16 protein-coding genes are annotated in these 26380 nt (G+C 55.6%); 5 read left to right on the top strand and 11 right to left on the bottom strand.

Annotation, left to right across the window (positions count from 1 at the left end):
• The first annotated feature begins 75 nt into the window (after positions 1–75).
• The 3 genes from DMP05_RS08285 to DMP05_RS08275 are packed head-to-tail and all read left to right on the top strand — an operon-like array spanning position 76 to position 1709.
• On the top strand, positions 76–381 hold the full coding sequence (locus DMP05_RS08285) for a hypothetical protein (RefSeq protein WP_148039717.1): 306 nt from the start codon (positions 76–78) through the stop codon (positions 379–381).
• Between the two features lie 13 nt (positions 382–394).
• A complete protein-coding gene (locus tag DMP05_RS08280) occupies positions 395–622 on the top strand; it encodes a phage holin (RefSeq protein ID WP_123219999.1) in 228 nt (75 codons plus the stop codon).
• Positions 615–1709: a peptidoglycan recognition protein family protein gene (locus DMP05_RS08275; RefSeq protein WP_123219998.1), complete on the top strand. Its 1095-nt coding sequence runs from the start codon at positions 615–617 to the stop codon at positions 1707–1709. The genes DMP05_RS08280 and DMP05_RS08275 overlap by 8 nt, the downstream gene beginning before the upstream one ends.
• 246 nt (positions 1710–1955) lie before the next feature.
• Here the strand turns inward: DMP05_RS08275 and DMP05_RS08270 are convergent, their stop codons facing one another.
• The 11 genes from DMP05_RS08270 to DMP05_RS08220 all read right to left on the bottom strand — a co-directional run bounded on the left by DMP05_RS08270 (position 1956) and on the right by DMP05_RS08220 (position 23441).
• The gene (locus DMP05_RS08270) at positions 1956–2267 is read right to left on the bottom strand and encodes a YbjQ family protein (RefSeq protein ID WP_123219997.1); all 312 of its coding nucleotides are present in this window, start codon (positions 2265–2267) and stop codon (positions 1956–1958) included.
• 225 nt (positions 2268–2492) lie between these two features.
• Positions 2493–3191 carry a DUF554 domain-containing protein gene (locus tag DMP05_RS08265; protein ID WP_123219996.1) on the bottom strand — a complete coding sequence of 233 codons (699 nt, stop codon included), beginning with the start codon at positions 3189–3191 and terminating at the stop codon, positions 2493–2495.
• A gap of 662 nt (positions 3192–3853) precedes the next feature.
• On the bottom strand, positions 3854–13015 hold the full coding sequence (locus DMP05_RS08260; RefSeq protein WP_148039716.1) for an InlB B-repeat-containing protein: 9162 nt from the start codon (positions 13013–13015) through the stop codon (positions 3854–3856).
• Between the two features lie 304 nt (positions 13016–13319).
• Complete coding sequence (locus tag DMP05_RS08250) at positions 13320–15572, bottom strand: DNA gyrase subunit A (protein ID WP_123219993.1); 2253 nt, start codon at positions 15570–15572, stop codon at positions 13320–13322.
• Positions 15573–15641: 69 nt separating this feature from the next.
• Entirely contained in the window at positions 15642–17636 is a 1995-nt protein-coding gene (locus DMP05_RS08245; protein WP_114616118.1) for a DNA gyrase/topoisomerase IV subunit B, read from the bottom strand.
• 237 nt (positions 17637–17873) lie between these two features.
• A complete protein-coding gene (locus tag DMP05_RS09840) occupies positions 17874–18014 on the bottom strand; it encodes a hypothetical protein (protein ID WP_161957509.1) in 141 nt (46 codons plus the stop codon).
• Positions 18015–18089: 75 nt separating this feature from the next.
• Positions 18090–19130, bottom strand: coding sequence for an anti-sigma-I factor RsgI family protein (locus DMP05_RS08240; protein ID WP_123219992.1), 1041 nt, complete (start codon positions 19128–19130; stop codon positions 18090–18092).
• Positions 19130–19624, bottom strand: a complete 495-nt coding sequence (locus tag DMP05_RS08235; protein ID WP_123219991.1) for an RNA polymerase sigma factor — start codon at positions 19622–19624, stop codon at positions 19130–19132. The genes DMP05_RS08240 and DMP05_RS08235 overlap by 1 nt, the downstream gene beginning before the upstream one ends.
• A gap of 34 nt (positions 19625–19658) precedes the next feature.
• Positions 19659–20198: a hypothetical protein gene (locus DMP05_RS08230; RefSeq protein WP_148039715.1), complete on the bottom strand. Its 540-nt coding sequence runs from the start codon at positions 20196–20198 to the stop codon at positions 19659–19661.
• 274 nt (positions 20199–20472) lie between these two features.
• Entirely contained in the window at positions 20473–21081 is a 609-nt protein-coding gene (locus DMP05_RS08225; protein WP_123219989.1) for a 4Fe-4S dicluster domain-containing protein, read from the bottom strand.
• Positions 21082–21083: 2 nt separating this feature from the next.
• The gene (locus DMP05_RS08220; protein ID WP_123219988.1) at positions 21084–23441 is read right to left on the bottom strand and encodes a molybdopterin-containing oxidoreductase family protein; all 2358 of its coding nucleotides are present in this window, start codon (positions 23439–23441) and stop codon (positions 21084–21086) included.
• A gap of 348 nt (positions 23442–23789) precedes the next feature.
• On the opposite strand from DMP05_RS08220, the gene DMP05_RS08215 reads away from it, so the two are divergent.
• Positions 23790–25625: an ATP-binding protein gene (locus DMP05_RS08215; protein WP_161957508.1), complete on the top strand. Its 1836-nt coding sequence runs from the start codon at positions 23790–23792 to the stop codon at positions 25623–25625.
• Positions 25606–26304 carry a response regulator transcription factor gene (locus DMP05_RS08210; protein ID WP_123219986.1) on the top strand — a complete coding sequence of 233 codons (699 nt, stop codon included), beginning with the start codon at positions 25606–25608 and terminating at the stop codon, positions 26302–26304. The genes DMP05_RS08215 and DMP05_RS08210 overlap by 20 nt, the downstream gene beginning before the upstream one ends.
• Positions 26305–26380 lie beyond the last annotated feature (76 nt).

Genomic DNA, 26380 nt, shown 5'->3' with positions numbered 1-26380 from the left:
CGCGAAGCGGCATGACATTACACCTGCCCCGCGCGTGACCCCTCCCGCACAATCGCATCGGGAGGGCGAAAAGACATGGGCAGCGGACAGAAGGGAGGGCAGATGGAGCATTGCCCAGAGCACAGCGCCCATGAGAGGGCCATCGAGCAACACGACAACCGCCTCGATACGCACGGCAAGAGCCTCGACACGCTGTCTGAGACGCTAGCCGCCTTGCGAGAAATCGAGCGCCAGAACCAGGAGCGCATCGACCGCATGGACGAGCGCCTGGCCGCGCTCGAAGCGGAGCCTGCCGACAGGTGGCGCAAGGCGAGCGACTACGTGCTGACGGCAATCTTGGGCGTGGTGCTCGGCCTGGTGGCGAGCAATTTCGGATTGTAAAGAAGGGAGAGACATGGAAGAGAAGAATGTGCCAGATTGGCTGATTCCTAATCGCGTCTACGACGTGCTGAAATGGGTCGGCCTCATCGCGTGCCCGGCGCTCGCGGTTTTCGTGCAGGCGGTCGGACCCGCTTGGGGCTTCGCCGACACTTCGGCGGTTGTCCTCACGCTCAACGCCTTTGGCGCGCTCATCGGCGTGCTCATCGGCGCGAGCGCATTGAAGGGAGCCGCCAATGACTGACGCGGCTAAGCGAGCGACCGCATTCGCGGCCGCCGTCGCGCTCGCGCTGACGCTTTGCGTGCCCGCGCTGGCGTATGACCAGCAGGAGGACATCGTAAGCGACGGCCACGGCGCCAACGCGGCGCAGTACTTGGTTATCCACGAGACCGCCAATCCTGGCGCGTCCGCATATAACCACACGCTGCTTTGGAGCCGAGACGACACCTACGCCGTCCACTACGTCATGGAGCTCGACGGCTCCGTGGTGTACCACACGGTTCCCGACTGGGCGCTCTGCTGGCACGTCGGCAACGGCAACTACAGCACAGTGGGCATCGAACTGGCCCATGCGACCAATTCGGCCGACTTCAACAAGCAATGGACGGAGGCGATCGAATGGGCCGGCGATTACCTCAACCAGCGCGGCTGGGGCATCGACCGCCTGCTATCGCACAATGATTGCCGGTACATCTGGGGCGGCACCGACCACACCGACCCGACGGGATACTTCGCTAGCTACGGCAAATCTTGGGCCGACTTCAAGGCAGGCGTGCGCGAGTACATGGCCACGGGCCAATACTCTGGCAACGTCACGGCGGGAGACCCCACGCCGCAGCAGCCGGCCACAAAGCCCGCCACGCCTGCAGGGTCTCCGAATGTGACCTATGCGGCGTATGTGGGCGGCTACGGCTGGCTTGATGACGTCACCAACAGCGGCACCGGAAGCGACGGCTTCGCGGGCATCCCGTATGAGCCGATGCGCTATATCACCATGTCTGTCGACGCGGGCTCCGTCCGCTACCGCGTGCACACGCAGGCCAACGGATGGCTGGACTGGGTTTACGAGAGCGACAAGAGCGACTACGTCTACGGCGCGGCTGGCGACGGCTCCGTCATCGACGGCCTCCAGGCCTACTACACAAGCGACGGCAGCAATTGGTACCAGATCTATTACCGTGCGCAGGACGTCGACCACGTCGGCTATTGGGATACCGTCTGCGATGACGGCACGACTTATGGCGGCGACCCGTACGCCGGCTGCCTCGGCAGCGGCATGGACCGATTGCAAGCCGAAATCAGCGATGATTGGCCTGCCATGGTCGGCTAGCTGCGGCTAGCTGTGACACGCTGTGACAGAGCTGTGACATTTGGGGCGCCTTCGGGCGCCCCTTTTTTTGCGTTTATTCCAGTGGGGTGTGGCGCGCCTGAGACCGCCCAGAAAACGCGTCGCGCATATCCCAGGCATATCCCAAGTCGTTGTTTTTTAGCCGATTTTGCAGAGCTTACAAAACTTGCAGAACGGCATAATGCCTGGTAAACAGCCTTATAGAACTTACAAGCCCCTAAGCTTTGTCTACGCGAACTTCACTGCGGTGCCATACGCAAGAATCTCAATCGTACCCTCGGCGATGCTGTCGCTCGCGAAACGCATGGCGACAACGGCGTCGGCTCCAAGGTTTTGCGCGGCGGTGACCATGCGGTCCTCTGCGACTTGGCGAGCCTCGTCGGTCATTTGCGTGTACGATACAATCTCGCCTCCGACGATACTTTTCATGCCGGCCATAAGGTCACGGCCGATGTTTTTCGAGGTAACAATATTGCCTCGAACAAGACCCAGAACTTGTACTGCTTGACCAGGGATGACGTCTGCGGTGGTAACAATCATGGCTGCTCCTGTCGTTACGGGATGAACGGTGCTTCCATAGTACTCGACAATTGTCCAGGGATTTACTGGGAAGAAGGAAAAAATGGAAGCGGGGCTGAAGGGTCAAGCGTGCGAAGCCGCTCCAACGGTTGGGGGGGGGCGGAGCTCCGTCGACGATTCGTTTTTTAATTGGCTGTTGCTACGGTGAATGGCTACGCGCGATGAACTGCTTGAACCGTCGTGCGATTAGGCGAGCCCTGCTGCTTGAAACGCCCAAAGTGCAAACGGCACTACGATAAGTGCAGGCAGATAGTTGAGCACTTTGAACTTCGTGAGGTCAACCATATTTAAGCCGAGCGCGAGAATCATGATTGATCCGCAGGTTGAAAGCTCGGAAATAAGTACGTCGCTCGCGAAAGGGGCCACGAATCCAGCGGTTAGAACGATGGCTCCTTGGAACACGAGCGTGAATGCGGCCGAACCGTATACGCCCACTCCGAGCGCGGCGCCCATCATAATGCCCGCTACGAAATCGAGCAGGCTTTTCGTGTAGAGCATGTCGAAGTCGCCGACGAGGCCCGCGTCGAGCGAGCCGACGATAGTCATGGCTCCCACGTTCATGATCAGGCACGATGTGATGAATGCATTGGCGACTTTGGCGCCTTCGCCCGCGCCAGTAAATCGCGATGTGAGTTTTTCGGTCCAGCGATTCACGTGTCCGTCGATATCGCCCGCTTCGCCAATCGCCACGCCGATAACCGTTGCAACGATGAGGAGCAAAATGTTTTGTTCGACGATGGCTCCTTGAATGCCGATGACGATTGTGCACAGGCCGAGCGCTTTCATGACGGTGTCGGTAATTGAGTCGGGGAGTCCGCGGCGCAAGAGCAATCCGACGGTGGTGCCTGCGATAATGGCGATGGTGTTAACGATGACTGCCCACACGGAAGGCTCCTTTGTTGCGACGGTCGAGCCGCTGGCAAAATTGCCACGGCGCGTTTGGACTGTGTGCCTACATCGCTCGCGAACCGCCTATCCCTCACGTGCGCATGCGCGCCAAGCGCGCTTCCGTATCTGGCTGCGCCAGAACTGACAAGGGGAAATTATATCTCCGCTATGTCTCTTGAAGGCTTGTCCTCGTCAAGATTTAGGGAAATATACGTTTGTGCGTGCCAGCGGCGTGTCGGGTTGGCCGATTTCGCGGAAGGAAGACGATAATCGTGGTTTCTAGGGGCGAGAATTGAAATTAGTGCGGAGGAGAGACCGACTGCGTGCCGAGCGGCTTTTGATAGCGAAATCTAATGTCTGCAATTGCATATTTATGGACAATTGAGATTGAAAATAACGGGGCTGGCCTGTTTCGGGAAAAGTTGGCGCATTTTTATAATTTGCGTTGAGCGCGCCCCGTGCAAGGTGCGCTTTCTCGACGCCGCATGCACCGTCTTCGTTCTTGCGGCAGAGGAGCTTTCAACCTACTACGCTTATTTTAAAGAAATTGCCAAAAGCCTGACAGCCTTCTTTCCTTGTTTAAGTGCTAACAGGCTACTGCGCACAAGGGGAGTTCGTCTAACAATCCAACCTTCCCCTTGTGCGCCTCAAGCCCACTCCTAGCTTCGACGGCGGCGAATTGCAGCCACAACGACAATCGCGGCTCCACAACCAAGGGCCAGTAACACAGCAATCAGGAACTGGACCTTTTTGTCCGTAGGCAGTACGTTCTGCTGCTCTACGGCTTTGGTTCCGGCTTCCTCGCTCAAGTCGGACAAAGCTAAAGCGCCATCTTCGCTCAACCCGTCCAGACTTTCCTGAACAGGTGGTCCGCCTAACACGCTGTAAGCTCCCTGATTCTTCAACGAATCGGAACCTGCATTCTGTTCACCATTTGATGCTCCCGTGCCACCGGGCTCGCCCGAACAGTTGGAGCCGCTTGGTTCTTCGGGGCTCGATGGTCCATCTGCGTCACCAGGCTCCGACGGGTTGCTTGGGTTACCAGGGCCGGAAGGGTAGCTTGGTGTATTGGGGTCATCAGGATTATTTGGCTTGCCAGGGTTATTCGGCCCATCAGGGTTATTCGGCCCATCAGGGTTATTCGGCCCATCAGGGTTATTCGGCCCATCAGGGTTATCGGGATCGACAGGGTCGACAGGGTCGACAGGATCCTTCGCTTTCACCGTAAGCGTGCCCGGTTCAACAGTTACCACAAAATTCGAATTGGATACACTGGCCCCAATTTCGTATTTTCCCGCAGGCGATGTGGCATCTGCCAAGCACGAATAGCTTACGGCAACACCCGTCGTCGAAGCAGGGCTTATCAGACTCGACGTAAACGCCGGGTTTTTCTCCCCTTCAAAGCGTTCGGCATCGTTAACGATAACGAGCAACGGAGCAGGAGAAACGTCAACGGTAAGCTCGACATCTTTCGCCGCTGTGTAATTATGGCTCGCCGTCGCATGCGCCACCACGCGCGCCTTACCTGCAGAAACAATGCTCGCATAGCTACCCTGAATCGAAATGGGGCTCGGTGAGCCATCCTCATTGGGAACAACCTCGTAGCTGACAGGCGTCTTGGCCGTGTTTTCAAACACAATGCCTGCGTTGCCGTACGTAGCCGCATAGTTGGTCTTTCCTTCGATTACCTGGTCGGCAGGAGAAATGGTATAGGTAGCCGTCCGAGAACCCGTCATATTCGGGTTCACGAGCTTCACTTCCGCCGTATAGCTGCCAGCATCAGTGGGAGCCTTGCCGGTCGGGCCATACTCCGTGCCATTCGTGCTGCGGTACGTTACCTCGTAATCTTCGGGCTCAACATCCTGAGCGCTAACGGCTGCCCCGTGCGGACTGCCGTCGTAGGTTGCGTCTTCGACGGTTAACTCAAGATGCACAGGCTTCTTCGCAATGGTGTTCTTGATGGTTGCAACACCTCTGTATCCGCCACTGTTCAACGTCGCCGTTGCACGGTAGCTACCCGTATCGGTTGGCGGCTGGCTGCTTGAGTAATGGGTTTCCCCTATTCCCGTATACGTATAAGCAATGGCATCATCGAGATTCTCGGGGATGCCCGAAAGCGATGGGCCTTGCGGTTGTCCGTTATAGATGAACAGACTACCTGAAAATGTCAGATCAACAATCTTCGGCGTTGCCACAAGCGTAAAGTGAGCTGTTGCAGATTGCCCCGAACGGTCGGTGCAATCAATGTCGAAGGCAAAAACTCCCGTCGAATCCGGCGTTCCTGAAACCATCAAGCCCTCTTCGGTGGCTGTAAAAGTAACGCCATCGGGAAGTTTGGAACCCTGGGCAAGCGCATACGTGTAAGGGCTCGTCCCTCCCGTTGCGGGATTGATAGAAGCTTTATATTCAGCGTGGGCGGTAGCTGCGGGCAGTGCGGTAGCATTGAATACCAGTGCTTCGAGCTCAACGCGAGACACAGTTGCATGGTTTGATTCGACTGTCGTTACGGTACCCAGATATAACTGCGTAACCTGACAGTAATACTCCCCTGCATCGCCGTCTTGCACTTTCAGCGTTGCCGAATTGGCGCCTTCAACGAGTGTGCTCTGCCCGTTTTCACCAACGCGGTACCACTGATAGGTAAGTTCATGGCTAGCTGACGCGCCGCTCGATACCGCCTCGTGACCACGCACGCTTTGCGCTGCATCGGCCGCAACCGACAAGGTGGCGCTTTCCCCTTCGCGCACGGAAGTGTCTTGCGGCTGCGCATCGATCACGGGCGCCTCAGCTTCCACAAACGCAAATGATAACGTCTGCGAAGACGTGACGTTCTTCAGCTCAAACTGGTAGGTGCCGCCTTTGTAGTCGGAAATATCAAAGTTTCCCTGCAAAGCACCCGCGCCAGCACCTTCACGCATCGAGGCTAGCGTGGTGCTCACGTGGTCAAGATAGCAGTTTTCATTGGGCGACGCCGTAAAGGTGAGACTCCCACCTGGCATAACGCTTGCAGATTCAGGATTAACTGCGCCGTTTTCGGCAGTGGCTGCAACTGCGTATTTCTGAACTTCCTTAAAGCGCGGAACCACCTTCATGTCGGCTTCAGGGTAGAACGTCCAGTTGGCATCGGTACTCAAAGGCCTTGCGTTTTCGGCATCCCTGTCAGCATAGTCGTACCAACCAACGAATTCGAACCCATCGTAGGGCACGGCAGAAAGCGTAACGGTGCTGCCCGTATCAACCGAGCGAACCAGGGCATAACCGCCTTCGCTATACGTATCCGAACCATCAACATAGCCGCCTTCGCGCGGATCAACGGCAACAACCTCAACTCGTTCCTTTACGTAGTAAGCCGTAAAGGTCCTGTTGGCATAGGCAGGTCGTGCCATAACAGGGCTGAAGCCCACTGGCACACCCGCTTCGTCTGCCCAGCACTTGAACTTCCAGCCAGGGGAAGGAATAGTAACAAGCACTGATGTCGACTTATACGAGGTACCCGTTCCAGGAACCACCATGCTGAATCCCGCACCTGCAGGATACGTGGCAACTTGAGCATCGAAGCCCGTCTCGTAGAAAACGGCAGTAAGTCTCATGTTCTCACGCGCAACACCCACATGTATGGCGTTGTAGCTCACGATAGCTCCTGCATCGTTCACCCAATGCGAAAAGTGCATGCCAGGATACGGAACAGCCATGGCCACAAAGGGATCTCCCTTATCAACCTCAATCGAAGTAGCTGCCCCGAACGAACCAACCATAAAGGCAAGACCTCTAAACATTGAGCTTTGCGTTACCGCAACTTCAACCGGATCATCTGCCACAAACTGTGCATAGTACGACACGTCGGCACCAGCTTCGAATTCAAAGATGGCGTCGTTGCTTTCAATTACATCTCCCGCTTCATCGAGGCTCCACCCCACAAAACGGTAACCTTCGCCAGCAACGGCTTGCAGCGTAACGTTATCACCCGAAGAATACGCGCCCGCGCCAATCACCCTACAGCCGCGCGCGTCCGCCTTACCGGAAACAACGGCCTTCGCAGAAACTGACACCTCGTAAGGATCGGCAAAGCGCGCCTCAAGACTGAGTTCGCCGTTGGTGATCTCGCCAATCAGATCTTGATCGATGGTAAACCAGCAATGCGCGTCCTTGCTGAAAAGCGTAGTGGGCGCATTGCCACTGGCATCATTGCCGCCAGCACCGTTGTCACCAGTGCCCGAATCGCTGCCAGCTGCAGCTTCGTCGCCTTCGGACCCTGCCAAATACCAACCTACAAAGCGCTTGCCGCTTGTAGGCTGAGCGTTCAACTCAACAGTATTGCCGAATTTGTAGGTACCCGCGCCCTGCAGCGCGCCTGAAGCATCGGGGTTTGCGTGCAAACTTACCAAATAGGAATCGGGAGTAAAGAAGGCAACGTAAGCAGTACTGTCCGAAACATCAACGGTATATTCAGGCAGTTCGCTCACCGTATTGCCTTGCGAATCCTCCCAGCAATTGAACGTATAGCCAGGCTTGGCAACTGCCGAAAGCGTGGTGCGGTCGCCATTGTTGAAAGTGCCAAACCCGCTCGTGTAGCCCGCATCCGCAGGAGACGCAATGGCGCTGACTACGTACGGGCCTGAGCCAAATACAGCAGTCAGGGCAGCGTCGTCGCGAACCGTAAATGTATAAACGGTATCCGTGCTTACGCACAGGCCTTCGGAATACCATCCAACAAAGGAAGCGCCTTCGTTCGGGGTTGCTGTAACCGTTGCCTGTTGACCTGCTGCATAAGTGCCTGCGCCTTCAACCGCACCAAAGCCCTCTGCTGCGTTAACAGCAACCGTAAACTGTTTCGGCTCGAAGACGGCTCGAATTGTCGTGTTCGCCCAGGGAACGAACTGATATTCCGCATCGGTGCTTACCGTTGCGCCCGTTTCGTCTGCCCATCGCTTGAACACATATCCTTCGTTGGCGTAAGCAACAAGCTGTGCGGATCGTCCCGCACCAATTGTTCCCGCACCTTCAACCCTGCCAGCGGCCGCGTCTTCGACCAGGGTACCTGTCGCATCGGCAACAACAGCACTCGCCTCAACGGCAAAATCCTGCTGTTTGAAGCGCGCAACATGAACATGGCTGCGCCCTTCTTTGCAGGTGAACTCGGCATTTCCCGACACCAATTCGTCGTCCACATACCAGCCTTCAAATACATAGCCAGGCGCGGCGGTTGCCTTCAGCTGCACATCGGAGCCGCGATCGGCGAACAAGCGGCTTGCCGTAACCGTGCCGCCCTCTGCCGGGCTTGCCACAGGTAAACACACCACATCAAGGGGCTTAAAGGCGGCAACAATAGCACACTTTCCCGAAATGGGCGACTCTTCAGCGGAAAGCGTGCATCCCCTTTCCGTGCTTACCAGCAGCCCATTTCTGTACCAACCCCAAAAAAGGAAACCGGGATTCGGTTCGGCGGCAAGATGAAGCGTTTCGTCCAAAGCATACTTGTCGGTATTGGGCTTCACTTCTTCGCCATTGCAGGTTACCTTGCCGCCCCAATACGTATCAGCCGTGATAATAACGTCAGGGCCTTTTTTGAACACAGCCGTGTACGTTTCATCCTTCGTCACGCATACGCGCAGTTCAAATTCGGGATAGCGCTTCCCGGAAGTATCTTCCCAATAGGCGAACCGGTACTTGTCGTTAGGAATTGCCTTTATGGTAACGTGACGGCCGTAGGGCAGTTCGACCGACTCCATACCGGGATACCCTACGATCTCAACTTCACCGTGAGGGTTTATGCCAGGGAGCAAGCCATCGATTTTGACGCCGACCTCATATTTCTTCGCTACATACACCGCGCGAATAATAGTGTCGCCGTCGGGAACAAACTCGAGATGCGATTCATCGGTGCCCATAAGCACGTCTGATTCGCCGCGATACCAACCCTTGAAGGTGTAGGCATCGCGTACGCTTTCATCTAGGCTCGCGGAAAGCACGGTCGGCTTGCCCACGACGCATTTCCCATCACCGACGATGGTACACTTGCCTGCCAAGGCACTTGCGGGTTCAACCTCTGCGCTAACCGTGCAGGTACGATTGAATTTGGCCACCAGATGCCTATCCGTTTCAGCAACAAAGGAATAGGTAGGGGTTTTCGAAATTTCGACAGCACCTTCAAACCAGCCAACGAATTCATACCCTTCCCCCGGGGTAGCAACCACCGTGGCCTGTTCGCCGTGTCGCACTATCTGCCTGTCGGGCGCAGAATTGCAGCCAGTCACATCATCCGCTGCACTACCCTCAACATCAATGGCGGTGGTGATGGCCACGTCCTTCTCGAACTCGGCAGTCAGCTTCACCACATCGGGCGTGGCATCGGTGATGGCCATCTGCATATGCGGCAGCGTGGAGCGCTCAATACCGTCTTCCTTCCAGCACACAAAGTGGTAACCAGGGTTGGCAATGGCGTCAAACTCGGCAATGGTGCCCTCGAAGTGAACGCCCCCGCCTTTTACGATGCCGCCAGCCTCAGGCTGAGCGGTGGCGATGATTTCAGCGGTATGATCGCCCTTGGGCTTATCGGGGTCGCGGTCGTGCTTGTGCTTCTCGAAAATCTCCTCAATTTCTTTGAGGGCCTTACCCCCTACCTCTACGAGTTCTTCGATAGTTTCCGCTTTGCCGATTTCGATGATGGCCGGAACCGCGATTGGGTCGACGAATTCGCCGAAGCCACCAGCCGTTGAGGCAATAATCGCCACGCCAAGTGCCGTGATCAGGGCGGCCTGTAGCGCTTCAAACGCCTCATCCCCGTCCGACGTAGGGCGGAAATGAGCGGTAAGCTGGGTATCTCCCGTAAGCGTGAAGGTATAGGATCCGTTTTCTGAAACATTCACTCGGTTACCCGCCGCATCGGTAACGTAGTCGAGCACATAGTATGGCTCAGGAATGGCAACCACCGTAACGCTTGAACCAATTCCGTAGAGCCCTGTTTTAAGGAACGAGCCTTGGGGGCTACCGTTTTCAGTGGTGCCGTCAACATCAAGCACAACGCTTGCCTGTTGTGCGCAATACCAAGGAGTTATCTCAATCTGCGCTTGACCGCTAGAAGGAACCACATAGTCGCAGGTCAAGCTGTCGCTGATTAAGCTTTCGTTGCCGCTTTCCCCTTCGTACCAGCCTCGGAACTGCGCGTTTTCGGTAGTTGCGGCAAGCGAAACCACCTCCCCAGCATCACGATAGCAATTGCCCTTGGTAGGCGTTACATGAGCATAATCTTCCGAAGCATCGGTCGATTGCGCCGAGTTGATGTGAACCGCGACATCTTTTAGCGTGAAACGCGCCTCGACGCTCATATTCATCTCCGGCTTGAACAGGCACACACGCCGCTCGCTCAAGCATGCGCCCGTTTCCTTGTCATACCAGCCCGTGAACTCGATGTCGTCATCGAGCATGCCGAGCCGTTCGGCGTCGAGTGCGACGAATTGACCGGCGAAGAGGAACCTTGAACCCGAAATGTTCGGGACCTCAACGCCCTCCATAAGCGCGCGCCCACCTAAGTCGATTGTCTGCGAGTAATCGACATTCACTGCAACTACCGGGTCGATAGGTTTGCCAGGGTCGGGGTCAGGCTGCTCCTTTTCCCTGAGGATAGCAACAGGATCGCCCTTTCCCTCCACAGTATATGAAACGGTCGCGGAGCCCTCGCTCCCGACGATTCGGTAAGCGCCATCTGAATAGGCCCAATAATCGATTGACCATTTCGAGGAATCGTAGCTGCACGTAATCGTCACCACTTTGCCGGGGTATGTGACGAACGTTTCTCCGTAATTGCAGTTGTCGGCAATGATGGAGAACGTCACGTCTTCGACTTCACTCCCATTCGCGAGATTGAGCCGCGCCTTCGGGGAAACCGCGATCTCGTCGGCGAACACGGCAGTGAGTACGATAGAACGCTCAACGGGAAACTCGTACGTTTCCTTCTCGGAAAGAACGTTGCCCTTTTCGTCGGCCCAATAAGCGAAGAGCCTGCCGTCGAGCGTCGTTTCGGCGCTCACCGTGCACGTATCGCCCAAAGAAAACTGGCCGCCGCCCGTTGCCGTTTCTCCCAGCTGAGCGGTCGGGCTCTCTACGTATACGGAAAACGCCGTGTTCCCCTCTTCTTGCAAAAGGCCTGATGAATAAGCGTTAAGAAGATGGTCGCCATCGTTGTAGGTCGCACGTATGGGAGCGCCGTTGTCGGACGATTGGAAAATCGATCCGTTATCGGGGCCGAAAGAGAAGAATTGGCTGAACGCATAATTGCTCGCGAGGTCGGCGTAGTCGAAAGTGCGCTGCTCATCATCGTAGTTGAACTTGACTTGCATGCCGCCAAGTGAAACTGTGTCCCCTTTTTGGTATACAAGCCTGTCTGGATCGCTTACGACGCTGATAGACAGATACCTCGAAGCATCGTAGGGCAAGTCGTAATTACATGCTTCCCAATCACGTTTCACTTCGCTATTTTGATACAAATCGAGCGAACGTGCAGGAACGAGAACTTTTATAAAGCCGTTCGGAAACGTCTGGGAATCGACAAGCACCGCATGGTCGCACTGGAAGTACACGAAGCTGAGTTTGGTTTTGGCGAATGCTCCCTGTGGGAGCTGGGTTATTTTCGACCCTTTTGGTAGAACGAGGCCACCGCTCATATCGGTATTTTCGAAGCAGCTTTTACCTATGCTTGAAACGGTCGTGTTCGTTTCAAGACCCGTAAGGCGCAGGCTTTTGCAGTCCTTGAACGCATAATTTCCGATAGCGGTGATTCGTTCATTCGTCCCTAGGCCCGTATCGGTCAAATGATCGCACCCAACAAAAGCGTATTCATTAATGGTGGTTACCGACGTATTGGCGCCTAACCCTGTATCGGTAAGGCCATAGCAATAAGCAAAGGCGTTAGTTCCTATCGACTGAATGTCCGTGTTTTTGTCCAGACCCGTTTCAACAAGGTCATAGCACTGCTTAAAAACGTCATCGGGAAGTGAGGTAAGACCCTGTATTTTGTCTAAGCTGGTGGTGGTAAGACTGCAACACGAAAAGCAACCGTAACCCATTGTCTGAATAGTAACGGGTTCGTTAAGGGTAAGGCCGGTTAGGCTAACACAGGTACCGAACGCCAGTTCGCCAAGATACCTGATGCTCATTCCCGAAAGGTCAACCGAAGCAAGATTACGGCAGTCATAGAAGGCGGTGTCGCCAATCGAGTCAAGCGTTTTGCCCTCGAAGCGCACCGATTTCAGGTTATGGCAACTGGCAAATTGGCGATAACGAATAGTAGTAACCTCAGAATCTACGATGAGGTTAGCAACATAATACGGCTCAACAGGGGTCGTACCTTCTAGTGGCTGCTTGAGAGCTCCCGATTCGTCGCATTCATAAAGGTTGCCGTCTGCCATAAGCTTGGCGTATTCACGCACGTAATCGATCGAAGACGAACCGTGTGATAGCCCATTGGCTTCATCGCTAGAAGCTGCAGCAGAATCGCCTCCAGAAGCACCAACGGCGCTCAAGCCTTCATTGCCAGCAGGCCCAGAAGCTGTTGTCGAATTGTCTCCAATTGCGTTATTCCCTTCGCTCGCAACCCCACCTTGTGCCGCCTGATCTGCCAAAGAAGAGGATTGCGACACATAAGGGTCGTTTCCCCCTGTGGTGTTTTCTTGGTTAGATGCGGAATCATCAGCACTCACAGCAATAGTGCTATCTGGTTCTACGGCGTACGACGACGAAGGAGCAATAGGAACAAACGACACTACAAGCGCAATACTCAAAATCACACGCAAAGCAATATCGGAAATGCGAGTTCTCTTCTTCACGGAAACCACTTCCAACCGCAGGAAAATGCTGTATCAGACGTGTGCAATAGTATGGATGGAAGTATACAGGATAGCCCCTTGGTTTGGTCTTCGGCTCGCTGGCGCTTTTGCCGTTGCTCCCATCTTTACTGTTCACGCCCTCGAGTGCATCCGGGTTTCCGCCCGCACCAGCGCCATAACCGTGCCCAGATTATTCCAGGTTCTCTATGAAACGATATTTTGACGCCGTGGGAATGCCCAGGACTTTCGACTTCAGGTTTGCAGTCGGGTCTTGCTCGATTGCGCACTCTCCCGGCGTGCTCCCCTACTCTTCCAAGTCGAACAAGCTCTTCATGTCGGTTTCCTTCATGGGAGCGCCAGCTGAAGGCAGCTTCTCTGCGCGGAACTTCTCGACCTGAGCTTTGCCGCCGATGAATTCTTCTGCCGTGCCGACCATGGTCACCGTGCGACTTCCCTTAATGGTGAGCGCCTGCACGCCTTGCGTCGAATTGGTGGTCTTCGTCTTCAAAAGCGATGTGTTGAAGTTCACCAGGCGGAAGTCGCTAGAAACGAGCGCCAGGTCGCGTTCTTCCTTCAGCACCGTGGCGTACATGAGTTTTGAGCCGCCGTAAATCGCGTTCTTCAGGCGCTTGCGGTTCGTTTTGGTGGCATATCCCGACAGCGCTACGCGCGCCACACGGCCATTCTCGAACACGAATAGCACGTCGGCCTTGTAATCTTCGGGGTCGATGACCCAGGTCACGGTCTCATCGGCGTCCATCTCCAAATCGGTGGGCAAATACGAGCCGAGCTGTGCCGATTTGGTGTCTTCGAATGCGGCAACCTTGCACTTGTATACCTGGCACTGGTTTGTGAACACGAGCAAATCGTGCGTGTTTGAGGAATCGAACTCGATGAAGGGCTCGTCGCCGTCTTTGTATTTCAGTGTCGTGGCCTTGCGCAGCACGCGGTCGGTCATCTTCTTCAGGTAGCCGTCGCGCGAGAGCATCATGGTCACGGGGTATTCCTCGACCTCGGGTTCGAGGTTCACCTCAACGATTTCCGAAGGCGCGACCAGGCCGGTTTTGCGCGGCATGACGTGCTTCTTATTCACCGCGGCGAGCTCGTCGTGGATGACTTTCTTGATTTTCTTTTCGCTCGCGAGAATAGCGTTCAGCTCGGCGATGTCGGCCTCGAGCTTCTCGATATCCTTCGTGCGGTTGATAATGTATTCCTCGTTGATGTTGCGCAGTTTGATTTCCGCCACGAATTCGGCCTGGACCTGGTCGATATTGAAGCCCTTCATGAGGTTGGGCACAACGTCGGCCTCGAGTTTCGTGCCGCGAATGATCGCGATGGCCTTGTCGATGTCGAGCAGAATCGCCTCAAGGCCGTGCAACAAGTGCAGGCGGTCGGTTTTCTTGTCCAAATCGAAGTTCATGCGGCGGCGGGTCGATTCGACGCGCCATGCCACCCACTCGCTCAAAATCTCGCGCACGCCCATGACGCGCGGGTAGCCGTCGACGAGTACGTTGAAGTTGCACGAGAACGAGTCTTGCAGCGTGGTGGAGCGGAACAGCTTCGCCATGAGCTGTTCGGGGTCGACGCCCCTCTTCAAATCGATGGCGATGCGTAAGCCGGAAAGGTCGGTTTCGTCGCGGATGTCGGCGATTTCGCGCACCTTGCCCTCTTTGGAGAGCTTCACGATGCGATCGATGATGACGTCGGTTTTGGTGGTGTATGGAATCTCGTACACCTCGATGATGCGCTCATCGGGCAGGTAGCGCCAGCGCGAGCGAATTTGGAAGCTGCCGAGGCCTGTGTCGAAGATGCGCTCCATTTCCTCGCGGCGGTAGATAATTTCGCCGCCGGTGGAGAAATCGGGCGCGGGCATATATTCGAGCAGGTCGCACTCGGGGTCGCTTAGGAAGTGCATGGTTGCCGTGCATACTTCGTTCAGGTTGAAGCCGCAAATATCGGAAGCCATGGCAACGCCGATGCCCTTGTTCGCCGACACGAGAATGTTGGGGAACGTGGTGGGCAGAAGGCGCGGCTCCTTCATGGCGCCGTCGTAGCTGTCCACGAAGTCGACTGGGTCTTTGTCGATGTCTTTGAAAATCTCGGCGCAAATCGGCGAGAGCTTGGCTTCGGTGTAACGTGAGGCCGCATAGCTCAGGTCGCCGGAATAGTATTTGCCGAAGTTGCCCTTCGATTCGACGAACGGCGCGAGCAGCGCTTCGTTGCCCGTGGCGAGACGCACCATGGTCTCGTAGATAGCGGAATCGCCGTGCGGGTTGAGCTTCATGGTTTGGCCGACGATGTTCGCGCTCTTTTGGCGTGCGCCGTTCAGCAGGCCCATTTTGTACATGGTGTAGAGCAGCTTGCGGTGCGACGGCTTGAAGCCGTCGATTTCCGGGAATGCGCGCGACACGTTCGTGCTCATGGCATAGGGCATGTAATTCTGCTCGAGCGTTTGCGTGATGGGCTGCTCCATGACCTCGGAATGCAGGCCGATCACGTTGGGATTGTCAACGTGCTTTTTCTTCGGTTCGGTTTTGGTCTTCTTCTTTGTTGCCACGGTTTCCCCTTGGTGCGTGTATCGGGCTCATCTATCGAACCGCTGGGCGGTTCGAGCGGTTATATGGCGTTACTGCAGGTCGAGCTGGTCGAGATATTCCTTGCCGTGCTCGGCGATGTGGCGCTTGCGGCCCTCGTCGTCGTTGCCGAGAAGCAAGTTGAACATGTTCTCCATGGTGGCGACGTCTTCGGGTTCGACCTTGATCAGGCGACGCGTTTCTGGGTTCATGGTGGTGAGCCACATCATGTCGGGGTCGTTCTCACCAAGACCTTTTGAGCGGTTGATCGAGCATTTCTGGTCGCCGATTTCCTTCAAGATGTTGTTTTTCTCGAGGTCGGTGTAAGCGAAGTACGTCTTTTCCTTGCAGTTGATTTCGTACAGCGGCGATTCGGCGATGTAGACGTAGCCCTCGTCGATGAGCGTGGGCACAAGGCGGTAGAGCATGGTGAGGATGAGCGTGCGGATGTGGTAGCCGTCAACGTCGGCGTCGGTACAGATGATGACCTTGCTCCAGTTGAGGTTGTCCAAATCGAAGGTGCCCAGGTTCTTCATGCGCTTGTCTTTGACTTCGACGCCGCAACCCAGAACGCGCAGCAAGTCCATGATGATGTCAGACTTGAAAATGCGCGGGTAATCTTCCTTCAAGCAGTTGAGAATCTTGCCTCGAACAGGCATGACGCCTTGGAACTCGGCATCGCGCGACGTGCGAATGGCGCCCGCTGCCGAGTCGCCCTCGACGATGTAGACTTCGCGGCGGCCTTTGTCTTTCGATCGACAGTCGATGAACTTCTGCACGCGGTTGGCCATGTCAGTTTTCTGTTGCAGATTGGTTTTGATGCTCTGGCGCGTTTTCTCGGCGTTTTCACGCGATCGCTTGTTGATGAGCACCTGCTCGACGATTTTGCCGGCGGCTTCCTTATTCTCGATGAGATACGTGGTGAGACGTTCCTTGAAAAACGCCGTCATGGCCTGCTGGATGAAGCGGTTGTTGATGGCCTTCTTCGTTTGATTCTCGTAGGACGTTTGCGTCGAGAAGCAGTTGGTCACGAGCACGAGGCAGTCTTGCACGTCTTGCCATTTGATGGCGGTCTCGTTTTTGGTGTATTTGTCCTGCGACTTGATGTATGCGTCAAGAGCGCTGGTCAGAGCACTGCGCGCAGCTTTTTCGGGCGAGCCGCCATTTTCGAGCCACGACGAGTTGTGGTAGTACTCCTGCATTTGGAAGGTGCGCGAGAAGCACAAACACGCGGTGATTTTAACGTTGTAATCGGGCAAGTCGTCGCGGTCGCGGCCACGACGGTCGGCCTGGATGAAGAACGGCTCGGTCAAATAATCGGCGCCGACCTTTTCCAGCACATAGTCTTCGATGCCCTTGGGGTAGCAGAAGTCTTCCTCGGTGAAACCTTCGGGGCCCTCGAGGCGTAAGCGGAAGGTGACGTTGGCGTTGACGACTGCCTGGCGACGCATGGTTTCGCGATACCAGTCGGCAGGAATGTCAATGGACGTGAAAACCTCGAGGTCGGGGCGCCATTTGATGGTGGTGCCGGTGCGGTTTTCGTCGGAAGGCTCAACTTGGAGTGCCTTCTTCTTGGCGCCGACGACTTTACCCTTCTTGAAATGCAGGGAGTATTTGTTGCCGTCGCGCCAGACGTTGACATCCATGTATTCAGAGGCGTACTGCGTGGCGCACGAGCCCAGGCCGTTGGTGCCGAGCGAGAAGTCGTAGTCGCCGCCTTGGTTGTTGTTGTATTTGCCGCCTGCGTACAGCTCGCAGAAAACGAGCTCCCAGTTGAAGCGTTTTTCGGTGGGGTTCCAGTCGAGCGGGCAGCCGCGGCCGTTGTCTTCGACCTGAATGGAGCCGTCGGCGAAGGCGGTAAGCGTGATGAGGTCGCCATAGCCTTGGCGGGCTTCGTCAACCGAGTTGGACAGAATCTCGAAGGCGGCATGAGCGCAGCCGTCCAGGCCATCGGAGCCGAAAATGACGGCGGGGCGCAAGCGTACGCGCTCCTCGTCTTTCAGCTGGCGAATGCTGTCGTTGCCGTAATTGGCCGTGGTGTTTGCCATTCTCGCTCTTTCGATGGTAGTGTTCCTTCGCGCGGCTCGCTACCCTTTCGGGCGCCGACGCGCTTCCCTCCTGGGCCTCGCTGCTTCGCAAACGCGGCGTTGGTGGCGGGTTGCTGCTAGGCCAGGCATTGCTGGCCAGATTGTTCAAACGCTGACTTTACCACATGCCGCGCGCGTGCCGAGACGATGACACAGCAAAAACATCGGACGTATGTTCGATAAGTGCGAGGGTCTCGGCTACCAGGCGGTGCGTTGGTGAATTGGCGCTTCAATGAAAACAATATCGCGTTCGGCATCGTAGGTATAGACGAGATCAAAAGGATTCACCGCGAGCTTGCGTACGCCTGCGCCGAACTCGGAGCGAATCGATTCGGGCACCGCTTTCGAATCGATATCGCCGGCGGCTTCAATTGCGTCGAGGATGACGAAGATTTTTTTGAAACGAAACGGGCGTTATTCCTGGGCATGCTTTCCGTTGCCATTCCCGTTTCCGTGGCCGTGACCTTTGGCTCCGTCATTGTGGGCGCCTGCGCCCTGCCCATTGCCCATGCGGGGATGTTCGCCTTCCTCTTCGCTCGTGTCGCCTTCGTTCCTCACGAGCAAATCGCGCAGCTCGCGCATGCTCATGGAGGCGCACTCCTCGGTTGAGACGTCGATACCAGCTTCTTGAAGAGCTTGGTAAGCGCGATATTTCGCGACGCCCATGCTCAAATCGTGAGCGGCCTGGCGCTCCTCGGCGTTCGTTCGGTTGCAGTGCGCCTCGCCTTTGCAGCCGAAGCAATTGTTGCTTTGCGCGGCGAGCGCGGCGTAGCGATTCTCATTGTCGCAGTCGATGGACACCTCCGCGACGGCGCCCTCGCCGGCTATGGCGCGCATGGCGCCATCAAGGTCGCGTGCGGCATCGGCGAAGGCACGCCACATGCAGGGCGCCTCATCGAGCGCCTGCTGGCCGTCATCATTGAGCGCGTGCGTTCCCACCACGATGTCGAAACGGTTCAGCGTCAGCTCGACCGACGGGTTCACGTCGATCCCCACATATGCCACGGGTCGTAGGAAATCGGCAACGCCGCCTATGAGACACGCGACAAGCGCCAAGCACGCTGCAATCGCGGCGATGCGCCCGCCTTTGGCGAAGCGCAGGGCTTTGCGGCGTTTCTGGGAAGTGGCGCTCCCCCGCCCTTTAGATGCTTCGATTGTGTGATCGCTTGCTTGCGAGGCAAAGGGCTCTTCGGCAGTTTTGGCTTCTTGACCTGCGATTTTGTTTGCGTAGAAGATTTCCTGCGTGGCCAAAGGCTCCTCAGCGTGCTCGTCTTCCTGCCGCACGAGGCTATTCGTGCAAACGTTTGACTGCGTGGCCATGACCCCTTCGACGCGTTCGCTTTCCCGCTGCTCGCGTTTCGCTTCGATGCTTTCAAGTGCGCGCGCTGCGATATCTTCCGGAAGGTGGATGGTCTCAAACGCTTCTTTGACCTGGTGTTCTTCATTATTTGCCATTAGCTGAGCACCTCCCGCAGCCGCTTGCGTCCGCGCGATATCCACGAATAGACGGTATTTTCGGGCATGTTGGTCATTTCGGATATTTCGGAAGCCGTGTAGCCCTCGACGAGCGACAGGTAAACTTGCGTTTTCGGCGGATCGCCGAGCGCGTCCATGGCTTCAAGTATGCGTTTAACGCCGATTTCGGTTTGGGTCGAATCGTCTTGAATGCCGAGCAGGCGATCGTTGTATGCCTCGAGGCGGCTTTCGAGCGAGACGTTTTTCGCGCGGGCCGCCTTCAGGGCGTCTTTGCATTCGTTGATCGCGACGCGCAAAAGCCAGGCCTTTTCGTGTCCGGCGCTCGAAAAGTCCTGGTCATGCATAGCGTATTTGAGGAACGTGTTCTGCAGGGCGTCTTCGGCATCGCACGCGGGCACGTATGCGACGCACGTGCGCCACACGGCATCGCCGTGCTCGCTCATGGCGCGTGATATGTCTTCAGAAGGCCTCATGCTTTCGTGCGTGCGTTCCTCGAGTCAATGCTGTTTAGCGGTTGGGGCAATTTTGGGCGCGCTGGCAACCGCCGACGAAGCCGCTGCAAGCGCCGTGGCCGTGGCTGTAAGCGTAGCCGCAACCGTTGACGCGGGCGCCGTAGCCATTGCCGTTGCTGTATCCGTAAGTGTTGCCGTTTTGGGTGCTGGAAGCGCTGCCCCAACCGTTGCCGCTTCCGTGGTCTAAGCCCTTACCTGGGCAAAGGCCATTTTCGTAATTATCGCAGATACCGTCGTCGTTTTCGTCGATGAAGGCTGGGCCATTGCCGCTCAGGCAACGTTTCGCGCAGAGCTTTCCTTCGATTGCGGAGCGCATGCACGCCATGCTGTTGCACAACGAGTTGGCGCTATCGGCGGCGTTTGTATTGACGCTTGCGTAACAGGGGCCGTTTTCGTCGCAGAGGGGTTTCGCGAACGCCTCCGCTGGTTGCATGGCGAGCGCTGCGATTCCTGCAAGAAGAATCAGCGTTGCGAAAAGCGCTGCGGCCATATAAGTCGTGCCGGTTTTGGGGTTTTGGGAAGCGGTGTATGCCATGGCGTCCTCCTGTCGTTTCGGGCTTTCAATAAAGAAACGATTGAGGCGAAGGAATCCTTGCAAGGTCTTTGAAAAAAATGTGATCGTTGTCGAAAAGCGTCTTGTTTCAAGCTCGAACTGGGCTTCTGCGTGCAAAAGCACGGCGAGTTTTCGTTCGCTGTCATATCTCGGGGCGCGTTTTTCATCAAGCCGTATGGAGCGCATCAATACAACAGGGGCCCAGGTTGACTGGGCCCCTGCATGGCGCGTGGGAGGGATTGCGCCTGGGAGAAGATTATTTCTTTGCCGCGTCGGCCGCTGCCGTGTTCACGTCAACTTCGACGTCGCGCTGCTCCATGGCAGAGTCGTCCGGCTCCTTGTTGAGCTTCGGGTCAACCGTGATAACGAAGTTCGGCTTCGTCCCCGAGTTCTCGTCGGAAACGATATCGGCCTGGTGGTTCTTTTGCAGGTCTTCCATCTCCCCAACAGCGATGTTTGCGCCGGGGCAAGCAGCGACGCATGCGGGCAGCTCACCGCGCTGTTGGCGGTCATAGCACATGTCGCACTTGTAAGTCTTGCTCTCCTCTTCGTCGTAGCACGGAGCGTTGTAAGGGCAAGCCTCGATGCACATTTTGCAGCCGATGCACTTGTCGTGATCCTGTTTGACGATTCCGTTGTCGAGCTTGGTGTAAGCCTCAACGGGGCACGCTTTTACGCATGCGGGGTCCTCGCAGTGGTTGCACGACATCGAGAGGAAGGAAACGTTGACGGGGTTATCTTGGCGAATGCACGATACCTTGCGGAGCAAGACGCCTTCGTTCAGCTGTTTCTCGCTCTTGCACGCAATGGAGCACGTTTTGCAGCCGTAGCAGTTCTTGTTGTTCATCCAGAAACCGAGAGCCATGACTACGCCTCCTTCTTAACTTCGATAAGGGTCTGGTTGCAGCAATGGGTACCGCCAAGGGTCTTCCATTTGTCATTCGTTACATAGCTGCTTGAGCCGCCCTGCTGCTCCCACCAGCCATTCTGAAGGCCGACAACGCCCTGCTTGATGCGCTCGCCAACCTCTGCGATGCCATGGTGTTCGCCGCGATCGTTGAATACGACAACCTTATCTCCGTCTTTGATGCCACGTGCTTCGGCGTCTGCGGTGTTAATGAGGATAACCGGCGCCTGATCGCAGACCTCGTTCATCCATTCAAGATTGTTGAAGGTGGAGTGCACACTGCGATAGGTTTTGCGCTGTACGCTAAAGAGTGGGTACTTCTGGGCGAGTTCGTCCCCGTTGCGCGCGTCTTCTTCGGCGCGAGCGTAGGTTGCAATGGGATTGAATCCATCCTTCTTCCAGGCCGCAACCCAGAATTCAGCTTTCTTGGACTTGGTCTTGAATTCGCCGTCCTTGAACGGGATGTAATTGTCGTCGACCACGCATACGGCATGCTTTTCTTTAAGCTCGTCGAGCGTAACGCCAGTGGGTTCGAGAACGTTTGAAATCATTTCGTCCATGGGCTTGCTGAAAGCATCGCCGAATCCGAAGCGCGTAGCAAGTTCGGAGAAGATTTCGAAGTCGCTCTTCGATTCGCCAGGTCCGTCAACGGCTTTTTCGCACAGCTGAATCCAATGGCTGCGATGGTTGGCCAAGACGCCCTCGGTCTCGAACACTCCCGTTACAGGAAGAACGAGGTCGGAGTAGAGGGCGGTAGAAGTGAGGTATTGATCGGCGGTAATGACGAACGGAATCTTTTCCAGAGCTTTCTTCACCATATTGGTGTTCGGCCACTGCGTCATCGGGTTGCCCGTCATGGAGTACAGAACGTTCACCTTGAGCGGGTTTTCGTTCAGGATGGCCTCGCCAAACTTGAAGCGCGGAATGCTCGGCGCGGGATCTTCGACCTTCGGAACCTCGATGGGGGATCCGGTCTTGACCTCGTTAACGCCACCTGCGTCGCTGATGCCGTCGCCTTCGTGGCCAACATGGCCGCACAGGGCTGCAAGGTACAGCTGAGTGCCGACGGCATTCGTGCCGTTTTCCGTGCGCATGAAGCCGCCCATGTTTTGAATGATCATTGCTTTATCGGCCTGTGCATATTCGCGGGCGATGCGTTCAATGTCGGCTGCCGGAACGCCGCATTCTGCTTCGGCTGCAGCGGAATCCCATTTCTCCGCCTCGGCGTAAATGAGCTCAAATTCGGTGTTATATTGCTCGGCGGCAGAAGTTCCGTCGAGCTTCAGCGCTGCTTCGATGCCCTCTTTGTCGTGGCGCACGATTTCGTTGCTCTTGGTATCGAAAACAACGAAAGAAGTCGGATCGTCTTTATCCTGCAAAACGGGTTCGCCGGTCGTCTTGTCGACGAGGCATGGCGCGCAGGTGTGGGCAAGGGTGAATTCCTTGTCAAACAGGTCTTCGTCGATGACGATTTTGATCATCGCAAGGGCGAGCGCGGCATCGGTGCCGGGCCAAGGTTGAATCCACTCGGACGCTTTGGCGGCAGATTCAGTGCAAATGGGGTCAATTACGACGAACTTGCCGCCGTTTTCCATCATCTTCTCGAAGCGCTGGAAATAGCCCTGTTTGGAGATAGCGGGATTGTTGCCCCACGCGATAACGTAATTGCTCTTCTCGATTTGGTTGCGCGTGTCAAGGAAGCGCTGTCCGTAAATAGGCACTTCAGCGGCACTGGTTCCAGCGCAGCACAGTGAGCCAACGGTCGTCGAGGCTCCGCCCAGGTGAGCGAAGAACGCCGACGCGATGGGGCCGTGCATTGCGCCGAAGTTGCCCGATCCGGTCACATAGCAAATAGAATGAACGCCGTCGGTGTCGATTGCATCCTGGAATTTCTCCTGAATCAAATCGAAGGCTTCGGACCATTCGATTTCTTTGAATTCGCCGGATCCCTTGTCGCCAGTTCGCAGCAAGGGCTTAGTAAGACGGTCGGGGTCTTTCGTCATGAATCCGCGAGCTATGCCTCGGGCGCAAGCCGCGCAATCATTGAGTTCGGAAGATTCGACTTTGGCGATTTTGCCGTCGATGACATATGCCTTCAGGTTGTGGTGCTGGCACTCCGGCGGACAGGTTGAATAGAAAATTTGCGCGCCCTCGTACGGATCGGCTGCGGCCTCTTCCTGTTTGTCGGTCTTTTTGCCCCCTGTGCTTCCGCATCCGACAAGACTTGTTGCAGCAACTGCGCCAGCGGTGACGGCCGCAGTTCCCACGAACGCCCTGCGAGACAGAGCGGGCATGGTGGTTTCCGCATGCTCTTTCATATCTTTCCCCCTTTTTCCTTAAAGATTTGAAAGGATGCTTCATATTTTCATCATTAACTTTGGCTAACTCAATTGAACGGGCTGTAATATTTCATTAAGAAATTGCTCTAATTCTTAAAAAATTATTAACATTGGACCAATCGTAAAATCGCTCTATTATTCGGGGATACTAGGCATGAAGACTATGCTTGCCAGCTGGCGAATAGGGGTTCGCGTTTGGCGCAAGGGGGATTAATGTCCGACAGACTGAACGAGCGAACGAGCGGAAAGCAAGCCAGGGCGAAGTTTTGGGAGCTTGCACCCAAAAAGGCAAAGCCCCCATCTCGCCATCGCGGCTTGCGCAGTAAAATGGCGATAATCGTAATCGTTCTGATTGCTGTGCTCATGGGCGCCGATGCGTTGTGGAATTACAGTCTCCAACGCACGCAGGCCGAAAACGAAGCTCGGGAAAAAGCTGAGGTACTTGCTTCCGAGATGCGCGCCATGTGGGATTTCATCGATATGAACCAAGATGTCATCAATCGAGACGAGAATGGCAATTTCCGCACGAAAACGCTCGTATGCGTGGTCGCCGCGAAATCGGTGAGCACATTATTCACGAGCGACACCGACTACATTATTCGCTTCACAGGGGAAACCCCCAGACAGAAAGCGAATGCGCCCGACGCTTTTGAGCAGGAGGCCTTTGATGCGTTTCGTTCCAATCCTGGCCTTGCTTCATATAGCGGCGTTCGAACCGACGAAGAAACGGGTCAGCGCGTGTTCCGCTATACCGAACCGCTGTATGTGACCGAGTCGTGCCTCGAGTGCCACGGCGATCCGGCTGGAGAAATCGATCAGTATGGCTACCCGAAAGAGGGCATGAAGGTAGGCGACATCGGCGGCGCCATGTCCATTACCGAGCCTATGAGCATCTACGAAGAAGGTATTGCGACATCTGTAACGCAGCAGGCTCTCATGGTACTCATTATGGTTGCAGTTGCAGGTCTCGGCATTTTCCTTGCGGCGAATCGTTTGCTGCTGCGCCCCATCGAGAGCCTCTCGCGGGCGGCGCATGATATTGAGACGGGAAATTTCGACTATAAGCTTGACACGACGCCGCGCGTCGGAGGCGAAGACGAGCTTTCCGAGTTCACGCGCGATTTCGATTCCATGGCGCGCCACCTTGAGCGTTTGTGCACCGACTTGAATAGCGAAGTGAAGAAACAAACCGAAGAAACGCGTGTGCTCAACGATATGCTCATGTACCAGCAGCATGAACTGAAAAAGGCACTTGATAAACTGCATGAGGAATCGGCCTATAAAAGCGAGTTTTTCGCCATCGTGAGTCATGAACTGCGCACGCCGCTCACTTCGATTCTCGCCTTCGCGCGTTTGCTGCTCGAGAATCCGAACCTCGATGAAAAAACGCACGAATCCATTGCCGATATCGAGGCAAATGGAACGCTGCTTCTTAATTTGGTAAATAACATTCTCACTATCTCGAAGGCCGAAGCTAACCGTAACGAGCTGCTTGTCGAACCGGTCGACTTCGTCGACCTGCTTGGATTCATTAAAAAGACGCTCGATCCAATTGCTGCCAATAAGGATATTGCGCTTTCCGCGAAGGCCGATGCGAACGTGCCGATATCTATGGCCGACTGGGAAAAGCTGCGCCGTGTGATCGAAAACCTCGCCGATAACGCCATTAAGTACACCCATCGCGGTGGTCGCGTGGATGTTCGCGCGACGTTCATGGCGCCGCTCGACCCTCGCGCGTACGATGATGGGGCGTTCGCAGGGGACGAAGTCGAGCTTGCGTATGGCGATGGCAGCAACGTCACCGTGCGTTTTGATTCCAAGGTGGGATTGGACTCTGCGCGTCACGATTGGGAAGTTCCCCTTCCCTGTTCTTCTGCTCCGCATGGCACTATTTGCGTCACGGTCGCAGACGATGGAATGGGTATTGACGAAAGCGATATTTCCGATATTTTCGAGTTGTATAAACAAGCTGGTCAATCGCCTAACCGTCGTTATCGTGGCACTGGTTTGGGCCTTGCCGTTGTGAAGGAGCTTACGGAGTTGCATGGCGGCGTGGCGTCCGTCGAATCGCAACGAAAGGTCGGCAGCACGTTCTGTGTGCGCATCCCCTATGTTCCCTTGCCGGATGAGGAGGAAGATTTCGATGAAGATTCTGCTTGCTGATGATGAGGTGAGCATCCAAAAGCTTATAAGCGGATTGCTTGAAGATGAGGGTCATGAATGCGTCTGTGTCGAAGACGGCACCGATGCTCTTGAGGCATTCGAGAACGCATCGTTCGACCTCGTGATTCTCGACGTCATGATGCCGCGGATGGATGGGTTCGCTACGTGTCGCGAATTGCGCACCCGGGGCGTAACGGTTCCGGTGATTTTTCTTTCCGCAAAAGGCGATATCGTTGACAAGGGCATTGGGTTCGCCGCTGGTGGGGACGACTATATGACCAAGCCCTTCGACCCTCGTGAGCTGCTCATGCATATCGAGGCGCACCTGCGCCGCGCTCATATGGATGTTGCACCTGCTAAGCCGGAGCCGAAAACGCTTATGCTTGGCCGATTTGTTATAGATACCGCAAAACACCAGGTCACAAAAGAGGGAATCTCGATTAAGCTCACGCCGAAGGAATTTAAAATCTTGCTTGCGCTTGCCCGCATGCCCGATACTGTGCTTTCGAAAGAGCAGCTCATCGAAGACGCTTGGGGTGCCGAATTCGTCGGTGAAACGCAAAGCATTACGGTGTTCATAAAGAAACTTCGCAACAAAATTGAAGACGACCCGAGTGACCCTCGCATAATCGAAACGGTATGGGGAATCGGATATCGCCTGGTCGAAGGCGCTTGCTAGCAACATACTTAGCTAGCAAACTAGCAACCTGTTAAATGCTCCGAGCATTTAACAGGTTTACGATTGCGTGGGTCTT

The organism is Slackia isoflavoniconvertens (genome assembly GCF_003725955.1).
GTDB classification, from domain to species: Bacteria; Actinomycetota; Coriobacteriia; order Coriobacteriales; family Eggerthellaceae; genus Slackia; species Slackia isoflavoniconvertens.
Note: the sequence above shows the minus strand (reverse complement) of the source record. Positions and strands in the feature narration are given on the sequence as shown.